This window comes from Klebsiella sp. CN_Kp113, assembly GCF_040064585.1.
Lineage (GTDB): Bacteria > Pseudomonadota > Gammaproteobacteria > Enterobacterales > Enterobacteriaceae > Klebsiella > Klebsiella michiganensis.
Genome location: NZ_JBEAID010000001.1, coordinates 267078 through 282553, shown reverse-complemented (window position 1 = coordinate 282553; position 15476 = coordinate 267078). Strand labels below are relative to the sequence as shown.

Annotated in this window: 23 protein-coding genes, 1 tRNA gene and 1 pseudogene; 9 read left to right on the top strand and 16 right to left on the bottom strand. The window is 51.9% G+C overall.

The window, feature by feature from the left end:
* Positions 1-55: 55 nt before the first annotated feature.
* The 15 genes and pseudogenes from ABLV30_RS01595 to ABLV30_RS01525 form a co-directional block, all read right to left on the bottom strand.
* Positions 56-268, bottom strand: a complete 213-nt coding sequence (locus tag ABLV30_RS01595; protein ID WP_112149999.1) for a hypothetical protein — start codon at positions 266-268, stop codon at positions 56-58.
* Positions 261-1091 carry a DUF550 domain-containing protein gene (locus ABLV30_RS01590; protein WP_348865510.1) on the bottom strand — a complete coding sequence of 277 codons (831 nt, stop codon included), beginning with the start codon at positions 1089-1091 and terminating at the stop codon, positions 261-263. The genes ABLV30_RS01595 and ABLV30_RS01590 overlap by 8 nt, the downstream gene beginning before the upstream one ends.
* 290 nt (positions 1092-1381) lie before the next feature.
* On the bottom strand, positions 1382-1750 hold the full coding sequence (locus ABLV30_RS01585; protein WP_348865504.1) for a hypothetical protein: 369 nt from the start codon (positions 1748-1750) through the stop codon (positions 1382-1384).
* 56 nt (positions 1751-1806) lie between these two features.
* A complete protein-coding gene (locus tag ABLV30_RS01580; protein ID WP_112149997.1) occupies positions 1807-2367 on the bottom strand; it encodes an ead/Ea22-like family protein in 561 nt (186 codons plus the stop codon).
* Entirely contained in the window at positions 2360-2668 is a 309-nt protein-coding gene (locus ABLV30_RS01575; protein WP_112149996.1) for a hypothetical protein, read from the bottom strand. The genes ABLV30_RS01580 and ABLV30_RS01575 overlap by 8 nt, the downstream gene beginning before the upstream one ends.
* On the bottom strand, positions 2665-3000 hold the full coding sequence (locus ABLV30_RS01570; RefSeq protein ID WP_112149995.1) for a hypothetical protein: 336 nt from the start codon (positions 2998-3000) through the stop codon (positions 2665-2667). Before ABLV30_RS01570 ends, ABLV30_RS01575 begins: the two co-directional genes overlap by 4 nt.
* Complete coding sequence (locus ABLV30_RS01565) at positions 2997-3440, bottom strand: hypothetical protein (protein ID WP_112149994.1); 444 nt, start codon at positions 3438-3440, stop codon at positions 2997-2999. Before ABLV30_RS01565 ends, ABLV30_RS01570 begins: the two co-directional genes overlap by 4 nt.
* A complete protein-coding gene (locus tag ABLV30_RS01560) occupies positions 3437-3571 on the bottom strand; it encodes a hypothetical protein (protein ID WP_265102581.1) in 135 nt (44 codons plus the stop codon). The genes ABLV30_RS01565 and ABLV30_RS01560 overlap by 4 nt, the downstream gene beginning before the upstream one ends.
* A complete protein-coding gene (locus tag ABLV30_RS01555) occupies positions 3568-4353 on the bottom strand; it encodes a ParB/RepB/Spo0J family partition protein (RefSeq protein ID WP_112149993.1) in 786 nt (261 codons plus the stop codon). The genes ABLV30_RS01560 and ABLV30_RS01555 overlap by 4 nt, the downstream gene beginning before the upstream one ends.
* Position 4354: 1 nt before the next feature.
* Positions 4355-4546, bottom strand: coding sequence for a hypothetical protein (locus ABLV30_RS01550; RefSeq protein ID WP_064155637.1), 192 nt, complete (start codon positions 4544-4546; stop codon positions 4355-4357).
* Positions 4546-5073, bottom strand: coding sequence for an HD family hydrolase (locus ABLV30_RS01545; RefSeq protein WP_112150676.1), 528 nt, complete (start codon positions 5071-5073; stop codon positions 4546-4548). The genes ABLV30_RS01550 and ABLV30_RS01545 overlap by 1 nt, the downstream gene beginning before the upstream one ends.
* 143 nt (positions 5074-5216) lie before the next feature.
* Positions 5217-6044 (bottom strand): DUF2303 family protein, encoded by an 828-nt coding sequence (locus ABLV30_RS01540; protein ID WP_112149992.1) that lies wholly within the window; start codon positions 6042-6044, stop codon positions 5217-5219.
* Between the two features lie 46 nt (positions 6045-6090).
* Positions 6091-6462 carry a hypothetical protein gene (locus ABLV30_RS01535; RefSeq protein WP_041937773.1) on the bottom strand — a complete coding sequence of 124 codons (372 nt, stop codon included), beginning with the start codon at positions 6460-6462 and terminating at the stop codon, positions 6091-6093.
* A 94-nt stretch (positions 6463-6556) separates the two neighbouring features.
* Positions 6557-6659 (bottom strand): annotated as a pseudogene (locus ABLV30_RS01530) (hypothetical protein); the annotation flags it as partial.
* Between the two features lie 260 nt (positions 6660-6919).
* A tRNA-OTHER gene (locus ABLV30_RS01525) sits at positions 6920-7045 on the bottom strand.
* Between the two features lie 446 nt (positions 7046-7491).
* Here ABLV30_RS01525 and ABLV30_RS01520 point away from each other — a divergent pair.
* Positions 7492-8007, top strand: coding sequence for a hypothetical protein (locus ABLV30_RS01520; protein ID WP_094963474.1), 516 nt, complete (start codon positions 7492-7494; stop codon positions 8005-8007).
* Positions 8008-8241: 234 nt separating this feature from the next.
* Here ABLV30_RS01520 and ABLV30_RS01515 read toward each other — a convergent pair whose 3' ends face one another.
* On the bottom strand, positions 8242-8898 hold the full coding sequence (locus ABLV30_RS01515) for a S24 family peptidase (RefSeq protein WP_094963475.1): 657 nt from the start codon (positions 8896-8898) through the stop codon (positions 8242-8244).
* A 99-nt stretch (positions 8899-8997) separates the two neighbouring features.
* Between ABLV30_RS01515 and ABLV30_RS01510 the strand changes: the two genes are divergently transcribed.
* The 8 genes from ABLV30_RS01510 to ABLV30_RS01475 all read left to right on the top strand — a co-directional run bounded on the left by ABLV30_RS01510 (position 8998) and on the right by ABLV30_RS01475 (position 15426).
* The gene (locus ABLV30_RS01510; protein WP_094963476.1) at positions 8998-9201 is read left to right on the top strand and encodes a Cro/CI family transcriptional regulator; all 204 of its coding nucleotides are present in this window, start codon (positions 8998-9000) and stop codon (positions 9199-9201) included.
* 22 nt (positions 9202-9223) lie between these two features.
* On the top strand, positions 9224-9775 hold the full coding sequence (locus ABLV30_RS01505; RefSeq protein ID WP_094963477.1) for a YmfL family putative regulatory protein: 552 nt from the start codon (positions 9224-9226) through the stop codon (positions 9773-9775).
* 172 nt (positions 9776-9947) lie between these two features.
* Entirely contained in the window at positions 9948-10127 is a 180-nt protein-coding gene (locus tag ABLV30_RS01500; protein WP_064155632.1) for a DUF4222 domain-containing protein, read from the top strand.
* Positions 10117-11028: a conserved phage C-terminal domain-containing protein gene (locus tag ABLV30_RS01495; protein WP_112149988.1), complete on the top strand. Its 912-nt coding sequence runs from the start codon at positions 10117-10119 to the stop codon at positions 11026-11028. The genes ABLV30_RS01500 and ABLV30_RS01495 overlap by 11 nt, the downstream gene beginning before the upstream one ends.
* 187 nt (positions 11029-11215) lie before the next feature.
* Complete coding sequence (locus ABLV30_RS01490) at positions 11216-12583, top strand: phage N-6-adenine-methyltransferase (RefSeq protein WP_112149986.1); 1368 nt, start codon at positions 11216-11218, stop codon at positions 12581-12583.
* Positions 12576-14558, top strand: a complete 1983-nt coding sequence (locus ABLV30_RS01485; protein WP_112149985.1) for a DNA cytosine methyltransferase — start codon at positions 12576-12578, stop codon at positions 14556-14558. Before ABLV30_RS01490 ends, ABLV30_RS01485 begins: the two co-directional genes overlap by 8 nt.
* Positions 14555-15028, top strand: a complete 474-nt coding sequence (locus ABLV30_RS01480) for an SOS-response repressor and protease LexA (protein ID WP_348865503.1) — start codon at positions 14555-14557, stop codon at positions 15026-15028. Before ABLV30_RS01485 ends, ABLV30_RS01480 begins: the two co-directional genes overlap by 4 nt.
* Positions 15028-15426 (top strand): RusA family crossover junction endodeoxyribonuclease, encoded by a 399-nt coding sequence (locus ABLV30_RS01475; protein ID WP_223412570.1) that lies wholly within the window; start codon positions 15028-15030, stop codon positions 15424-15426. The genes ABLV30_RS01480 and ABLV30_RS01475 overlap by 1 nt, the downstream gene beginning before the upstream one ends.
* Positions 15427-15476: the final 50 nt, after the last annotated feature.

The following is a 15476-nucleotide window of genomic DNA, read 5'->3' as shown; positions in this document are numbered from 1 at the left end:
GCTTGTGGGCAAATATTGCGTATGTGTGGCTTTACCTTCTGCTGAGATTTAGAAATCAGTCCTCATCCTCCTCATCATCGCAACTTGCCAGTAGAGGGTTCATTCGTCGCCCGACCTGGTGGGCGTAGCCGCAGCGACCGAGGTTATGCAGTACACCGTAGATTTCGAACATCTCGGTACGCTCATCGCCGATATCAAGCTCACAGGCCAGCTCGTGGCACTCAGTAGCGAGCGCCGATATCTTCTGAAGCAATTCGACCTTATTCACCTTGCACCTCCTGCGGGGCGGCTGCGAAATGCTCAACGCCTTTAGCCCAGATTTCTTTGATATTCGTCCAGCTAACAGGCACTGTGATTTCAATTCTCCCGCTGCCGTCGCATGTTTCGCACTCATCATCACCAAAACACTCAGAGCAGTTTACGAATTTAGTTTCTGAAAACTCACCGGCCAGAGCGCCCTTTGCGCCGTTCTCAGCGGTTAACCTCATAGGTACCATCACGTAACCATCCGGAATTACCGGAGAGTTGCCAGCATTTGGATGCAGAGCACGAATGCCATCGGCCAATTCTTCCAGGGTGGATGAATATTCACGCTGGGCATCATTGCCGAACTCAAAAGAACCAGTATCCAGGTCGTGTCGTCCGTGTTCGCTGTCGTATGCCTCACGCTGCTGATCTATCCATTTGGCAGCGGCTTCAATGCCATCGCGATAGAAAGTGACTACCGGCGCGGGCTGCTCTTTGATATGCAACCGCGGCTCACCGTCTTTCGGCTCAGGCCAATCACGCAGTTTGTTCACCGCCAGTTTCTCGATCATCGCCTGGGTAATCTGCTCGTCAGTGATACCGGCACGGCGTTGTGCATCCCACAGCAGAAACTGCATATCAGCCCACTCGCTGAGGTCGTCAGGCTCGGCAGCGGCTTCCAGAGCTTCTTTGCTGAGATGCTTCAGCGGGCCAACCGGGCCGACATTGCCGAAGGTGGTCTGTGACCACTCTGCATGCTCGCGGCGTACCTGGTCGCGGTCCGGCGCTGACTGCGCGTGGCGATAGAGCGGGATAACTACAGGATTAAGTGCGGTGTTAGGCACCCACTCTAATCCGCCATCACTCCGCTTTTCATAGTTGCCGCCCTTGCCGTAAGCCTCTGCTTTCTCTCTTGTGGCAAAAACTGTGTTTGTGTTGATGTGATTATTCAGAACGCCATCCATGTTTCTGAATATCAGACTGTACGCCACTGGCTCGTTGTCCATTGCGGCCAGCGCCATGCGGGCCAACGCGTTGAGCTCTTCCTGTGTTGGCGGGTAGTTATACAGGTCATCTTCTACGGCCAGTGCTTCTAGGCGCTCTCTGGTTATGGTTAATTTGCTGGTCATTGGTCTTAATCCTTCTGCTGGACAACTGGCACGGACAAATCAACGCACCATGAAGTTACGCCAAACTGTTCATCATTCTCGGTTTTGCCATAAACGTAATATTTGGCACCCGGACGCCCCATAACCGGATCGAAAACTTCAATGCCTCGGTCTGCCGTTAGCGACATGAGGATTTGATGTAGCCCGCCCTGAATGTTCAGTGATGGCACGGTAAGGAAGTAGATAAACCCGTACAGCAATTCGGCTTTGCGCTGGCTACCGTAGAAATACGGGATTTTGTAGTAGTCCAGGGCGTCATCGAGCCAATCGGTTTTATCGTGAAAAGACTGGTGCCAGCGCTGAACCACTTCATCTACCGGCTGGCCTGCCACCATTGCAACGCAAGCAGACATGCACGTATTGAAAGTGGGTTGTTGTTGGTGTTGAAGCATCACTCAGCCTCCCACTTGATGCCAGCGGCGGTTAGCGCTGCCTTTACGTCCTGGCTGTAGTTATAAACGCCATCAGACCAGACGTATCTATCCCCAGATACAATCTGCCGTAAGTCTGGCAGCTTCACGGTGCGGGACTCCACAGGAGCCGACCTGTGATAACCGGTCCCGCGCGGGTAATCTGCGCCACACGGTGAATACAATTCTTCGCCGTTCCGGATAACTCGGCACAGGTAGATATCGGGTTTCTTGGACTCCAGCTTGGCGATGCGCTCTTCATACCGAGCGCCAATCGATACCGCTTTGTGGTAGGCCTCAAGCCATTTTGATGATTGCGTCTGCGCCTTCTCCAGCGCCTCTACCAGCTCGAGGATGTTGACAGGATTGGCTTCTTTGTTGAATTCGTTAAGATCCGTGATATCGATATCAATCTGCTCACCTTCGTGCTGAGAAATATCGATAATCTCACCATATGGGTATGCTGCTAGTCGTTCATGAGCCCCAATGGCATTCTCTGCTGCCGCTTTCAGGCTCTGCGCCAGTTCGGTGATATCAGTCATCGCTTTCCTCCAGCACCAACTTGATGTCATCAGGAACCTGCAGCGTCAGAACAACGCTATAACCACGGTCATGCTGACTGAACGACGCCGGCCATGCTGGAAGCTGGGTTTCTTCATTGACCTGACCAACGCCAATAGCCCAGCATCCCTCGTCGGTATAGCAGGCAATAACCAGCATCTCGCCTTCAGAGGATTTGAGGTGGTAAACACCGGGGTTGCTGTACATGCAGATTTCTTCCCGGATGGTTCCTTCGCATTCGAAAAGATCATCACTGGCACCGTAAAATTTCAGTTCTTTCATACTGCGCCACCTTCGATATTGCGGAACCAGATGCACACAGGACCGTCTTCAGTGTCATGTATCGATCCGACAAACCAGCCGTCACCTTCCGGTTTCTCCGGATTCCATTTGGTGAAAGTACCTTCACCGCTTTCATATTCAGAGCGTGCCTCTTCGTTATCACTACATTCCAGAAATGACATGGAAGATTGCAGTCCATTGGCATCAACCCACTCCTTAAACTCTGCGATCGTGACTCCCTCGTTGTTGCCGCAAAGGTCATCAAAGCATGGATGAGTCCAGAACCCGTATGTGGTGTCGCGTGTTACCGGAAGTGCTGTAATTTTGCTCATTTCCCGGTCTCCTCACGCAGCATGACGCAGAATTCGTAAGCAGCATCTGGCAATGAGCGGTAGTAAGCTTTGGCCTCAACGAATACGGAGTTTTCGTCACCGCAGTAAGCTGCAAATTCTTCCACCCCATCAGCCTTTATACCGGCATAGATGCGATCGGTGGCGGGGAATGGGTTCTCTGCGTTTACGTCGCGAGAGACGTACATATTGATTTCAGATACGTAATCCAGAGGCACACCCGCGAACATGTAGCCTTCGCCTTCAGATAAGTATTCAACGTGGTTCTCGCTGATATCGGTCAGCAGGCGGAGCATCGTCAAGTTCTCCGTAGCCAACTGCTGCAGATGGTCCTGCAGGTCTACGCCAGCCGGGCAGCCAACAATCTCCCGGCACTTCTCGATAGTCGCCAGTGCTGCTGTTAATTCGTTTTCGTTTTTCATGATACCCACCACTTAATAATCATGCAGATGCCAACAGTGATAACGATAACCACCACCAGGCAGATCAAATCGGCAAACACAGCGAACCGGCGCATGGTGCGATCGCTGCAGTTCTCAGGATCAAAATTCATACTGCCTCCCCAAGTACCCAGCGCAGAGCGTCGGCATATTCGCCGCTTACACCTTCGAGGGCTTTGGTTATCTCTTTTCGGGATTTGAGTCGCGGCTTTGCTTCCCCAAGAACCTGGCGCTGACGACGTGCTTTTTCGTGGCCAGTAGTACCAGCGGTCGCTGATTCGATTTCTGCCACTTTTTCCCGCTGTTCTTCGGGCTTCAGTGATGCCAGTTGCCGTGCCTGGGTAACGGTAACAGTGCCGGACTCCACTGCATCCCGGACGGCTTGAGTGGCATCGAGCAAGGACAGCGTTGCGCGTACGGTCTGAACACTACAGCCAAACAGAACCGCAAGATCGTCCTCGTCGTGACCGCGGTCCATCGCGTCTGACATTTTCTTAGCCCGACCTAATGGCGTGTCAGGCCGGCGGATTTCGTTCTCACTGACCATGTATTTGGCCATTTGATATGCCGATCCGCGCTTAACGACGCCTGGAACAAGCAGTGGCGTTTTGCCTTCTTTCAGCAGGAGTTTATTGGCTTCCAGCGTATGGCGAACGCGCTGACGGCCTACAACTACACAGGAACGCCCATTTTCAGGGTCTTTCCAGACAATGATCGGCTCCAGAACACCCAGTTCCTTGATATTCAGTACCATCCCCTCGTCGATTGGCAGGTTGATGCGCTCGTCGTAAAGTGGATGCGTCTTATCTGTAACCAGGAACAGGTTTTCCGGTTCGAACATCAGAACGTTCGTTTTACCGCTGGCGCCATAGGCGTCGATCGAGTTTTTAGCCACTTCAATGCCCCCCTCTAAGCGGTTCTAACTCAGCTTTGAGCGCTTTGTTTTGGTCCAGTGCTTCAGTCAGGGCAACGAACGTCACGTCCAGTCTTGATGCAATGGCTCGCATTAACGAAGCTTCAGCTGGTGGCAGACCAGCTGCCGCAGTGTTAGCGGCAGACACGAGGTCTTTCACTTTCATCCGGCTCATCAGCGCCGCTCCATCAGCTGGTTAAAGCGGTTCATAAACATTCCGTAAGACTGGCCAGGCCGGACGGGGTTAATGACGAACTGATCGGTAGGGATGATGCCTTCAAGCATCGACCAGACTGTGCCGTCATCTATTTCAAAATCGCGGCGTTCGCTGGCCAGCATTACCAGGTCGGCATATTTCACGGTCTGGTGTTGCTCAGCTGGCAGACCGAATTTTTGACGAATAGCAGCATCAACCCGATCTTCTATGGCGCGGTAGTCAGGGAGCAGGCGTTTAAGTGGTGCAGGAATATCCTGCAAATAAGCCTCGGCGGCATCGTGCAGCAGAGCTTCAAGTGCAAACTCTTGGGGCACCAGTTGGCTGGTTAAAACACTGTGCTGCCCGACGCTATAGAACTCCGGCAGGTGGCCGGCAAAGCGGCAGATGTTCGAGAGTGCATTAGCAATATCTTCGATCTCGATGGCGTCTTGCTGGATGTCGAGATAGTTAAAATGTTTGCCTGAAAAGGTTTGAATAAAGCTCATTTTTATCTCCATACTTTACGCCTGCACAGCGCTGATTTTTGGGTGTAGAAATCCCTCGCCAGATGGCGATAAATAAAGGGATTACGCTTCAATAAATCCCCGCTACAGCGGAGATTTAAGGCTGAGTAATTCGGTTTTTAAAATTAGGCTTTAAAATTACCGATAAAGGTATCTACCGGCTTTTTATCGAACTGAGCGACCAACAAATCGCGGAATTCGTTAGCCATTTCTTCTTCCCGAGCTTCGAGTTGAACGATCCGCAGCACAAATACTGGTTCGCCACTTTTAAGCAGGCTGTTACGAAGACTAAAGCGGCGTTCGCCCAGGCCTTCGTAAGGGATGCACTGAAATTCGAACGCGACCGGCATTACTTCTTTGCTGCTTGCTTCAATACTTTGCATCAGAGATTTTTTACCGGCGAAATCACTATCTTCGTGATCGGCCTGATTAGTCTGCTGGATAGTCACCCGACGAACAGCCTGCGCCGCTTTGGAAAGCTCCATGGTTTCCCCTTCAGTATCGAAAGCGAGCAAGAAATCGCTCCAGTCTTCGAGCCATTCGGCAATTTGTTTCTGGCTCAGGCGCTCGCCATTGATTGTGAGCAACGCCCGGAAAGGTGCTGTTTTTTTGAGGCGGATAGACGCTACGTTGTCTGCATGTCCGGGTTCGTCCAGGGACCCGATGTTAAACACTGCACGGGCTGACATACTCTCTGCGTCGATGAAGCAACGGGCTGGGGTATCAGTAACGGCATAGCCAACTGAATAACGAACGAAATCGGCAATGCTGGTTGTTTCCAGGGCACCACGGAAGCGGAAGCGGTGGAAGTTAAAGCGCTCCAGGCTTTCGATACCGTACCCGGACGGCAACATAACCGTAGGGCATAGAGTAGTTTTCAGTTCCTGGGTGTGGACCGCAGCAAGAGTTAGCTCCTGAATTTTCTCGATAGCGTCGCCGTTTAATTGTGACATAGGTTTTCCTTAAAGATTTACGGTTAAAGAACAGGTCGGTCGCGGCTTATTTAGCCGCCCGTAGCTTTCCATCAGGATCGCCAGCGAGGTTAAACAGGTTGCCCTGATCTTCCTGCAGGATCGTGAGCTTCCCGCCTTTGTTGACCCACATTGGTGTTTCGGTGGTGTCCTCTTCGGACGCTTTGCCGCGTGGGGTAGGGGTGCTGTAATTCAGGCGATGCTTGATCTTGACGCGCTTCTCTTCGACAGAGTTGCCCATACGCTCAAAATCAAAGGTGAGAACTACCTTGCCTTTGTTGCCGTTGTTAAGAACACCGAGCGCGGTGGTATTGAGAGCCGCCGCAATCTTGTTCATGAATACGCCGGCGTCAAGTTCGCCCAGAAAATCGGGCACGACTGTCATGCGATCATTACTCATGGTTTTATCCTCAGAAAAGGCGGCTGCCACCGCCGGAGCTTTCTCCATACACAACACAGAAGAGCACCTGCGGCTGCAAATCCGCCCGGGTGGATTGGGTTATGAGCCCGTCGCCCGGTGATGCTCTTGTGTGTTGCGTAAAAAGGGCGGTACCAGAAAGGGAAACAAACTGGCACCGCCAAGACTACACACAGCATAATTAACGAGGTTGTGGCGGTGGTGCCTCCACCTGCCGGGTTAAGCCATAACCGGCGGCGTACACTTCCCGGAAACGCATTCATTGAACGGGTTGGCTCGCCGCGTGCGCATAGCCGCAATTACCACAACGAAGAGAGCACTGCCGGTGTCCGAATCGAACGGACCTTTTCCCTGCCCATCACCAGATATAGAACTATCCTGGCGTCTGGAATCGAACCAGACTCTGTGCCTTGCTCGTCAATGCCCTCATCGTTGTGAGCTGTGGTGACGGGATTTGAACCCGCATAACGTCCGGCCGGCCGCATGAGATAACCTGTGTTGCGAACATTGGTTAGTGCTCAACTCCCCACACAAGGGGCGCTCTATCCATTTGAGCTACACCACAACGGTAAGAGCACTGCCGCCACCCCTTGCGGGATAACCCGTCTGTCTGCCTGGCGGTAGGGCGTTTCCTGGCATCTTCAGTGCTCTTTCCTGTTGTGTCCCGGACTCTTCCCGGGTGTCACACCTTTTCGCCGCGCTGGTGGGGCGCACGTCGTGCCTGAAACACTTAGCTTGCACATTTCCGGTTGTCCTGTGAGCGCATGGATCAAGGGAACTCTCAGGCCGCTGACGCTGCATGTGCCATACAGCGGTTGCGAATGTTGCCGTTCACAACTGGAAGCGCACTCCTTCAGTTACAAACCGATCCCCACGACCGATGGAAGATGGAATGCGCTTTCATGTTGTGTGCCTGCTTTTACCCACATCAGGCGAGGTGGATCCTGGTTATTCCCCAACAACAAGGATTCGGTTAATCTGGATGACTCTGGCCTAAATGGTTGAAATAAAGTGGAACTACTTTCTTTAAGAAACATGCTGTTATCTTTGGCATTGATACTTCCGATGGCGTCAAACGCTTCCGATGCTTCAAACCAACCAAGCAGCAATCTAAGCGATGGAGTTGAAACCTTTTCAATTGCCTGCTTTGGTATGCCTCAACAGACAACTATCGATATGGATGCATGCTTAGGTGCTCAACTGGCTCAGATTGAATGGGTTAAGGACAAGTACCTGGTAACAGCCCAAAATCGATTAAAACAAGACAACAAAGATGATCCTCAGCTTCTACAGGAACTGACCACTGCTTTTCAGGCTGAAACTAAAGCTTGGACCGATCTAATCGAGAGAGCCTCAGCGTCAGTGAAAGCTGATTCTGCTGGCGGCACGATCGTTGGTTCAGCCGTTACAACACGCCAAATTGGTCTGTATGAATTACAAGCGCATGATATTTGGGAGCACTGGTTACGATTTGAGGATTCAACACCTCCACTTTTACCAGAACCCAAGTTCAAATCTGACCATTAGTCATCCAGATTGTTAAAGAGCTAAGCGTCCTACGGGGCGCTTTTTTCATGCCTGCGAATCATGCTGAACTTCGTATGTTCCTGGCCGCCGTTTCGGTGGCTTCCTGCCTATTCGCTGTCGATAGATTTAATGTAGGGTATCTTACCTTTTGGTGTCAACATTAAAAGTAGGAAAACTTACATTGAGGATTATAAAAAAACCGCAGAACGCGGTTTAGGTTGGCAGTGAGTAATACTAAAGGTCAGTTACTACTTGTTTTACTACCCCAACAATTCGGCAGTTTCCGTTAACCTCAAGCACCCTGTAATTAGGGTTTAACGGGACTAAATATTTCATTGGCCCATCAATAACAAATTTCTTGAGGGTTGCCTCAGTTGAACCATCGATCTGAGCCACAACGATTTTTCCGCTGACCTCGTAAGGACTTCCAAAATCAGGATCTACGATAACAAGTGAACCTTCCGGTATGCTTGGCGCCCCATTGGGATTTGTCATTGAATCGCCGCGAACGCGTAAAGCAAAACCTTCATCGGAAAGGTTTGCAGTTGTATAAATCCAGTCTGAAATATCATTGCGTGTCATTGGAGAGCCTGATTCGGTCCATTCTCCAGCCTGAACCCATGACAACACCGGAATTTCTTTCACACCAAATTTTTCAGTTGGGCGAAGAGCTGGTACCTCAGTATCCGGCTCACCGATTCCATCAATAAGCCATTGAGGGCTACATTTTAGAGCAGCAGAAAGCGCCTGAAGGTTAGAACCTCCCGGTGCGTAATCACCCGACTCCCATCCAGTGACGGTAACCCTGTTAACGCCGACAAGCTTGCCCAATACAGCTTGGGTAAGTTTAAGTTCTTTGCGTCGTGCGCGGATACGATCATTCATTTTCATGTAGGTAATCCTACCATTTATCAATGTAGGAGTCCTTGACCTATGTATGTAAGATATCCTACTATCCATGTGTTCCTATTAACTACCCTTGAGGCATTTATGAATAAAGATGAAGTTATTTCTTACTTTGGTGGGGTAAGCAATTTGGCCCGACTCTTGGGCATTTCTCACGCATCAGTTTCCGGTTGGGGCAGCGTGATACCTAAGGGAAGAGCATTTGAAATTCAAACCATTACTGACGGTGTATTGAAGGTAGATCCGGCTCTTTATGCCAAGCATAGCGATACGTCGTCGCGTGTTTAACCACAGAGATAGGGGATAAGCCGTGGGTATTGAACCTGAATGGAAAGTTGATAAGCAACCGGCCTGGCTGGTGGCCGCTATCAAAAAAACGATTACTGATTTGGACGGTGGTTACGTGGAAGCCGCAGAGTGGCTGGGCGTTACTGAAAACGCATTGTTTAACCGTTTACGTGCCGATGGTGATCAGATTTTCCCTCTCGGCTGGGCAATGGTTCTGCAGCGAGCTGGTGGGTCAAATCATATTGCCAACGCTATAGCGCGTCACTCGAACGGCGTCTTTGTTCCGTTGGCAGATATTGAAGACGTGGACAACGCAGATATTAACCAGCGTCTTATGGAGTCCATTGAGTGGATAGGAAAACACTCGCAGTACCTGCGTAAAGCTACAGCTGATGGGGTAATTGACCAGGCAGAACGCGAGCAAATTGAGGAGAACAGCTATCAGGTGATGGCGAAATGGCAGGAACATTTAACGTTACTGTTCCGTGTCTTTTGTCAGCCAGAAAAGAGTGACGCCCGCGAGTGTGCAGCTCCGGGCGTCGTGGCAGATAAATCAACGTGTATGGAGAAATGATCCGCATGAGCAATTTAATCGTAAATCTTCAATTACCGCAACTACGGATGTACCCGATCCCGGGCGTTTCGTCGTTTCGGTATGAGCGCATGGTATGCGGAAAGTGGGTCGCATGTAACCACAGTCGGGCACGTGGAGTTGTGGGGGTCTTTAACCGGAGGGCTAAAGCGTTATGCGAGAAGTTAACCGCAAGTTTAAAGACCACTACGGCAAACCTGTCAGAGTCATCCGCTGGGAACCTGAGACACGTCGTGTCATCTACCTGCGGGAAGGGTATCCCCACGAGTGCTTTAGTCCGCTCGATCAGTTTCAACGCAAGTTCAGGGAAGTAGAGGGCAGCCATGAGCAGTAAATTACACGGCCTGGTATGGGAAGCATGTGCCTTCAAGGGGCTGATAATATCTGAAATAGCGGTCATGGCCCGTCTGGCTGACTTCAGTAACGACGAAGGCGTGTCCTGGCCAGCGGTAACGACTATCCAGCGCCAGATCGGTGCTAAGAGTGAGAACACCGTACGCAGTGCTATTAAAAAACTACAGGCGAAAGGCTGGCTGAAGAAACAAGAGCGGCGAGTCGGCGGTAAGAACAATTCAAATGTCTACAAACTCAATGTGGACATGCTGGAGCGTGCGGCGGCAGAGGCCAAAGTGTTCTATTCGATCCCTAAGGAACAATCAAAATTTGATGCCTCAGAAATTGAGGGTTCAAAATTTGAAGGGTCAAAATCTGAGGCCTCAAATAATGGGTCTGCATCCCCTCAAATATTGCGGGGGGACCCCTCAATGGTTGAAGGCGATCCGTCATTAGATCCGTCATTAGATCCACCATCTAAAAAACCTTCTTGTCGGGCTCCTGCGGAACCCGACGATAAGTTGGATCCAGAGGTGGTTATTACCGAAAACGCGATCGAGGTTCTGGCCCACCTGAATCAGGTCAGCGGGTCTCGCTACCAGAAATCAAAATCCTCCCTGGAAAACATTCGCGCTCGACTGCGGGAAGGTCATGCCGTTTGCGACTTGAAGCTGGTCATTGATTTGAAGCATGAGCACTGGCGTCAGAATGATGAGCAGTATCAGTACATGCGCCCAGAGACGCTGTTCGGGCCGAGGAAATTCGAAGGATATCTGCAAAGCGCAATACGCTGGTCGCAAAAAGGGCGCCCACCTCGTGACTCATGGGATCAGAACCGGACCCGTGACGTTAACAGCATCGGATCCACGCAGACCACAATTCCGCCGGGGTTCAGAGGATGAATATTACTCAAACGAAGTTAAAGCGGTTAAAACAGCGCTGGTATCTGACTCGGTGGCGGAAATGGTGGAAAGAGGATTCGGTATTCAGGCGCCAACATGCAGGTTTTAACGATGAATATTTCAAGTTTGAAAAACGTTACAAGCTATTGAAACTTTTTATCAGGGCTGAGCAGAACAGGGGGAATGTATGATTCACGAAATCGAGCAAGTAGTCGAAGCAGACGAACTCCCTGTTACCAAGAGTTCATATTGCATGGCTCTGGATGCTATGCGGGCAGCGCCTTCCCACTACCTGAAGGAAGTTGGCGATCAATGGCGGACACCGGATCTGCTGTTCTGGGGCGTTAATGCAATGTATGGCCCGTTGGTTCTGGACCTGTTCGCCGATGACAGCAACGCAAAATGCCCTGCATGGTACACCGCTGAAGATAATGCGCTGACCCAGGACTGGTCTGGTCGCCTGGCCGAACTCGGCGGTGCGGCATTTGGTAATCCTCCGTACAGCCGGTCGCAGTACCATGAAAATCAGGCTATCACCGGTATGACTCATATTCTGAACTATGCCGCCGAGCAGCGTGAAAAGGGTGGTCGCTTTGTTTTTCTGCTGAAGTCAGCAACAAGCGAGACATGGTGGCCAGAAGATGCGGATCATGTCTGTTTTATCCGTGGCCGGATTGGCTTTGATCTCCCGACATGGTTTGTGCCGGCGGATGAGAAGCAGAAACCCACCAGTGCCTTTTTCGCTGGTGCAATTGTGATATTTGATAAGACCTGGCGCGGCGAGCGCTTCAGCTATATCGACCGCGCTGCTCTCGAAGCGAAAGGGCGTGCGAGCATGGCGCTGGCGCAGTTCGCCGCCGGTAAGCAGGCACAATCCATGGTTGTGAGTAGAGCAGAACAGCCACCCGTTGAAACCGAAATTCCTTTGAAGCAGGCCAATATCCTCAAACAAAGCGGTATTCAGGCGTGGGCCTGTGTAGTGGCGGCCTTTGGTGATAAATCCGAGTACACCTTTTCCGAATCGAAGTTTGGCCATACATGGGCAGCGGACTCATTGGAGAAGCCGGAAATTACACCGGTTCATCCTGATGTTATCGCCAAAGCACTGGCACTGATGAAACACCAGACAGCGCTTAACTCGCTGCTGGAATGGCTGAACGGCGAAGACTTTGTATCTGATGCTGCCCGGGAGGAAACTATCGAGCGCATGAGCTCTGTTTTCAGCGAGTTTTCTGATGATATGCCGGTGGCGGCATTCATCGAGATCGTCTGCAAGCTGGAAAAGTCGGGTTGGTTTAACCGCAGAGTCATTCGCTCACATGTACTTCAATGCCTTCCTCCTGCCGTAGCTGATTTGCCGGAATCCCGGATCTGGCCTCTGGAAGTTGGGCTGTTGTTTGAGAAGGTACAAGAAGTTGACAGGCTTAACGAATCTCAGCAAAACAAGCTGAAGGCCCATATCAATCAACTGTGGCTGGAACGCACATCCACCAACGAAATTATCGCTATTGCCAGTGGACTGGTCAGCAGCATGATGGGGGTGAGCCATGCGTGAAATTATCGTAGATAACTTTGCTGGTGGCGGTGGTGCTTCGACGGGCATTGAGATGGCGATCGGACGAAGTGTTGATATTGCCATAAACCACGATGAAAACGCCGTGGCCATGCACCGTACAAATCATCCAGACACGCTTCACTATTGTGAAAACGTGTTTGATGTTGATCCTGCTGCAGCGACAAGTGGTAAGCCTGTCGGGCTTGTGTGGTTTAGCCCGGACTGTCGCCACTTTTCCAAGGCAAAAGGGGCAAAACCAGTAGAGAAGGCTATTCGAGGGCTGGCTTGGATCGTTCTCCGCTGGTCGCTGGATGTGAGCCCACGCGTGATGATGCTGGAGAACGTTGAAGAGTTCAAAACATGGGGACCGCTTCTTGCTGGAGAATTGCGCCCGGATCCGGCACGCATCGGTGAGACGTTCCAGGCGTTTGTAGGCATGTTGACCACTGGTATACCGGCAGATCATCCCGCGCTGGTGGAGTGCTGTGAATTTCTGGAATTGCCGTTGGAAAGCGAGAAGGCCAAACGTCTGGTTTCCGGACTGGGTTATGACCTGGATTACCGTGAACTTCGAGCATCCGACCTGGGTACACCAACGATCCGGAAACGCTTCTTCATGGTGATGCGCCGTGATGAGCGTCCGATTGTATGGCCAGAGGCCACACATGGTGACCCTAAATCAGCTGCGGTGCTGACAGGAAAACTGGCGCCATGGCGCACAGCTGCAGAGTGTATTGACTGGGCGATCCCTGCTGCGTCGATATTCGCCCGTAAAAAGCCACTCGCGGAGAATACCCTCAAACGGATTGCCCGCGGCATTCAGCGGTTTGTTATCGATAGTGCTTCGCCGTTCATCGTGAAATGCAACCACACCACGACCAAAGGAAAATATGACTGTTTCCGTGGCCAGGCGATCACTGACCCTCTGCAGACGATAACGAAGACCCATGGTTACGCCATTGCTGTACCTCATCTGACAAAATTCCGCACCGGCGCCACCGGGCAGCCAGTCACTGAACCGGTACCGACGGTAACCGCCGGCACGTCAAAACGCCCGGGCGGTAATGGGCATGCGTTAGGTATCGTTGAGGCGGCGCTGGCTCCGTTCCTGGCTGGCAACGGCGGCAGTGAGTACCAGGCTAAACCCCGCCCGCTTGATAAACCTGCTCACACCATTCTGAAAGAGTCGCGCTCCTGTGTTGTCGCTCCGGTTATCGCTCGCCAGTTTGGTGCCAGCGTCGGCCATCGGGCGGATGAGCCTAGCGCAACAATCACCGCAGGCGGCGGAGGTAAATCGCAGCTGGTTGTGCCGACGCTCATTCAAATGGGATACGGAGAACGGCCCGGACAGGCACCTCGCGTGCCAGGACTGGATAAGCCGCTGGGAACCGTTGTGGCTGGTGGTGGGAAACATGCCGTAGTTGGTGCGTTCCTAGCAAAACACTACGGAGGGAATTATCAGGGCGCTGGCGTGGGGCTGGATGAGCCAGCGCATTCAGTAACGACTGTCGATCACCACGCATTAGTCGCTTCTCATCTGGTTAAGCTGCGCGGAACCTGCCGCGATGGCCAGCGTACTGACGAGCCTATGCCGACTATCACTGCCGGTGGCCAGCACGTAGGGGAGGTTAAAACGACTCTGGCGGTCGAGGACTATGACGAAGAGCGAGCGCAGCAGGTGATGGCGTTCCTGCAGGAATACTGCGGAGAGGAATGCACCGGGCTGGTGGAAATCAGCGGGGTGACTTACCGCATCGTCGACATCGGCATGCGCATGCTGCAGCCGCACGAGCTCTATCGGGCGCAGGGCTTTCCGGAGTGGTACATCATTGACCAGGACTACCGCGGCGTGAAATACGCCAAAGATAAGCAGGTGGCAAGATGTGGCAACGCCGTACCACCACCGTTCGCTGAAGCACTGGTCCGTGCCAACTTACCCGAAATGTGTGTAAACAGAGAGGAGCAGGCAGCATGATTTCCTTAACCTCAAGGCAACAGGAGGTTCTGGACCTCCTGATCAAATACCAGCGTAAGCATGGTTTCCCACCAACAACTTTCGAACTGACCGGCATGCTGGGGTGCCGGTCCCCTAATGCGGCGGCAACCCACCTCAAGGCGCTGGAGAGAAAAGGGGCGATAACAATCACCCGCGGCGTTTCTCGCGGCATCAGCATAAATTCCTCACTTATGCGCAGAGAAGTGACGGTCAATCTCAATAGCTTCGTGAAAGTGAAACTTAATGAAGTCGCGCTCAGGCATATGGAAAGCCAGCATGAAGAAAATCGCAGCCAGCATCCGGGTGTATTCGGGGAGTTTGTTCCGCCGGAGACAGACGAAAATGGCTATTCGTCAATGACCCTATGGAGACTCATGTCTGACCTGGGGCAGCTTTGCTATTGCGGCGGCGACGTACCTTTCGAGCTCAAAATGGTTCTGGAGGATTAATGAAATTTATTCTTCCATTCCCACCCAGCGTGAACGCCTACTGGCGGTCCCCAAATAAGGGGGCCGCAAAAGGTAAGCTGCTTGTCAGTGAGGCTGGTCGCAGGTTTAAGCATGCGGTGCGTGCTGCAATTATTGAGCAACTGAAGGCGATCCCCAGGCCATCAGCTGCCAATGCAGAAGTGGCTATAGTCCTTTATCCGCCGGATTACCGCCGTCGCGACCTCGATAACTACAACAAAGCGCTTTTTGACGCACTGACATTCGCTGGCATCTGGGAGGATGACAGCCAGGTAAAGCGCATGGCTATTGAGTGGGGTGAGAATATTAAGGGAGGACGGGTAGAAATCACCATAACGGCATACAAAAAAGTGGTGGATACATGTACAGCTGTGGGTTGAAAGATCGCCGAGATGGCAGTAATGTCAAAGAGTGCAAACGATATGGGCGT

Excerpts from the sequence above, each read along its gene's own strand:
- ABLV30_RS01585 (WP_348865504.1), bottom strand. The coding sequence starts at position 1,750 with ATGGTGGCAGGCCAGCCGGTAGATGAAGTGGTTCAGCGCTGGCACCAG.
- ABLV30_RS01580 (WP_112149997.1), bottom strand. The coding sequence starts at position 2,367 with ATGACTGATATCACCGAACTGGCGCAGAGCCTGAAAGCGGCAGCAGAG.
- ABLV30_RS01575 (WP_112149996.1), bottom strand. The coding sequence starts at position 2,668 with ATGAAAGAACTGAAATTTTACGGTGCCAGTGATGATCTTTTCGAATGC.
- ABLV30_RS01570 (WP_112149995.1), bottom strand. The coding sequence starts at position 3,000 with ATGAGCAAAATTACAGCACTTCCGGTAACACGCGACACCACATACGGG.
- ABLV30_RS01565 (WP_112149994.1), bottom strand. The coding sequence starts at position 3,440 with ATGAAAAACGAAAACGAATTAACAGCAGCACTGGCGACTATCGAGAAG.
- ABLV30_RS01560 (WP_265102581.1), bottom strand. The coding sequence starts at position 3,571 with ATGAATTTTGATCCTGAGAACTGCAGCGATCGCACCATGCGCCGGTTC.
- ABLV30_RS01550 (WP_064155637.1), bottom strand. The coding sequence starts at position 4,546 with ATGAGCCGGATGAAAGTGAAAGACCTCGTGTCTGCCGCTAACACTGCG.
- ABLV30_RS01545 (WP_112150676.1), bottom strand. The coding sequence starts at position 5,073 with ATGAGCTTTATTCAAACCTTTTCAGGCAAACATTTTAACTATCTCGAC.
- ABLV30_RS01540 (WP_112149992.1), bottom strand. The coding sequence starts at position 6,044 with ATGTCACAATTAAACGGCGACGCTATCGAGAAAATTCAGGAGCTAACT.
- ABLV30_RS01535 (WP_041937773.1), bottom strand. The coding sequence starts at position 6,462 with ATGAGTAATGATCGCATGACAGTCGTGCCCGATTTTCTGGGCGAACTT.
- ABLV30_RS01515 (WP_094963475.1), bottom strand. The coding sequence starts at position 8,898 with ATGAAAATGAATGATCGTATCCGCGCACGACGCAAAGAACTTAAACTT.
- ABLV30_RS01510 (WP_094963476.1), top strand. The coding sequence starts at position 8,998 with ATGAATAAAGATGAAGTTATTTCTTACTTTGGTGGGGTAAGCAATTTG.
- ABLV30_RS01500 (WP_064155632.1), top strand. The coding sequence starts at position 9,948 with ATGCGAGAAGTTAACCGCAAGTTTAAAGACCACTACGGCAAACCTGTC.
- ABLV30_RS01495 (WP_112149988.1), top strand. The coding sequence starts at position 10,117 with ATGAGCAGTAAATTACACGGCCTGGTATGGGAAGCATGTGCCTTCAAG.
- ABLV30_RS01490 (WP_112149986.1), top strand. The coding sequence starts at position 11,216 with ATGATTCACGAAATCGAGCAAGTAGTCGAAGCAGACGAACTCCCTGTT.
- ABLV30_RS01485 (WP_112149985.1), top strand. The coding sequence starts at position 12,576 with ATGCGTGAAATTATCGTAGATAACTTTGCTGGTGGCGGTGGTGCTTCG.
- ABLV30_RS01480 (WP_348865503.1), top strand. The coding sequence starts at position 14,555 with ATGATTTCCTTAACCTCAAGGCAACAGGAGGTTCTGGACCTCCTGATC.
- ABLV30_RS01475 (WP_223412570.1), top strand. The coding sequence starts at position 15,028 with ATGAAATTTATTCTTCCATTCCCACCCAGCGTGAACGCCTACTGGCGG.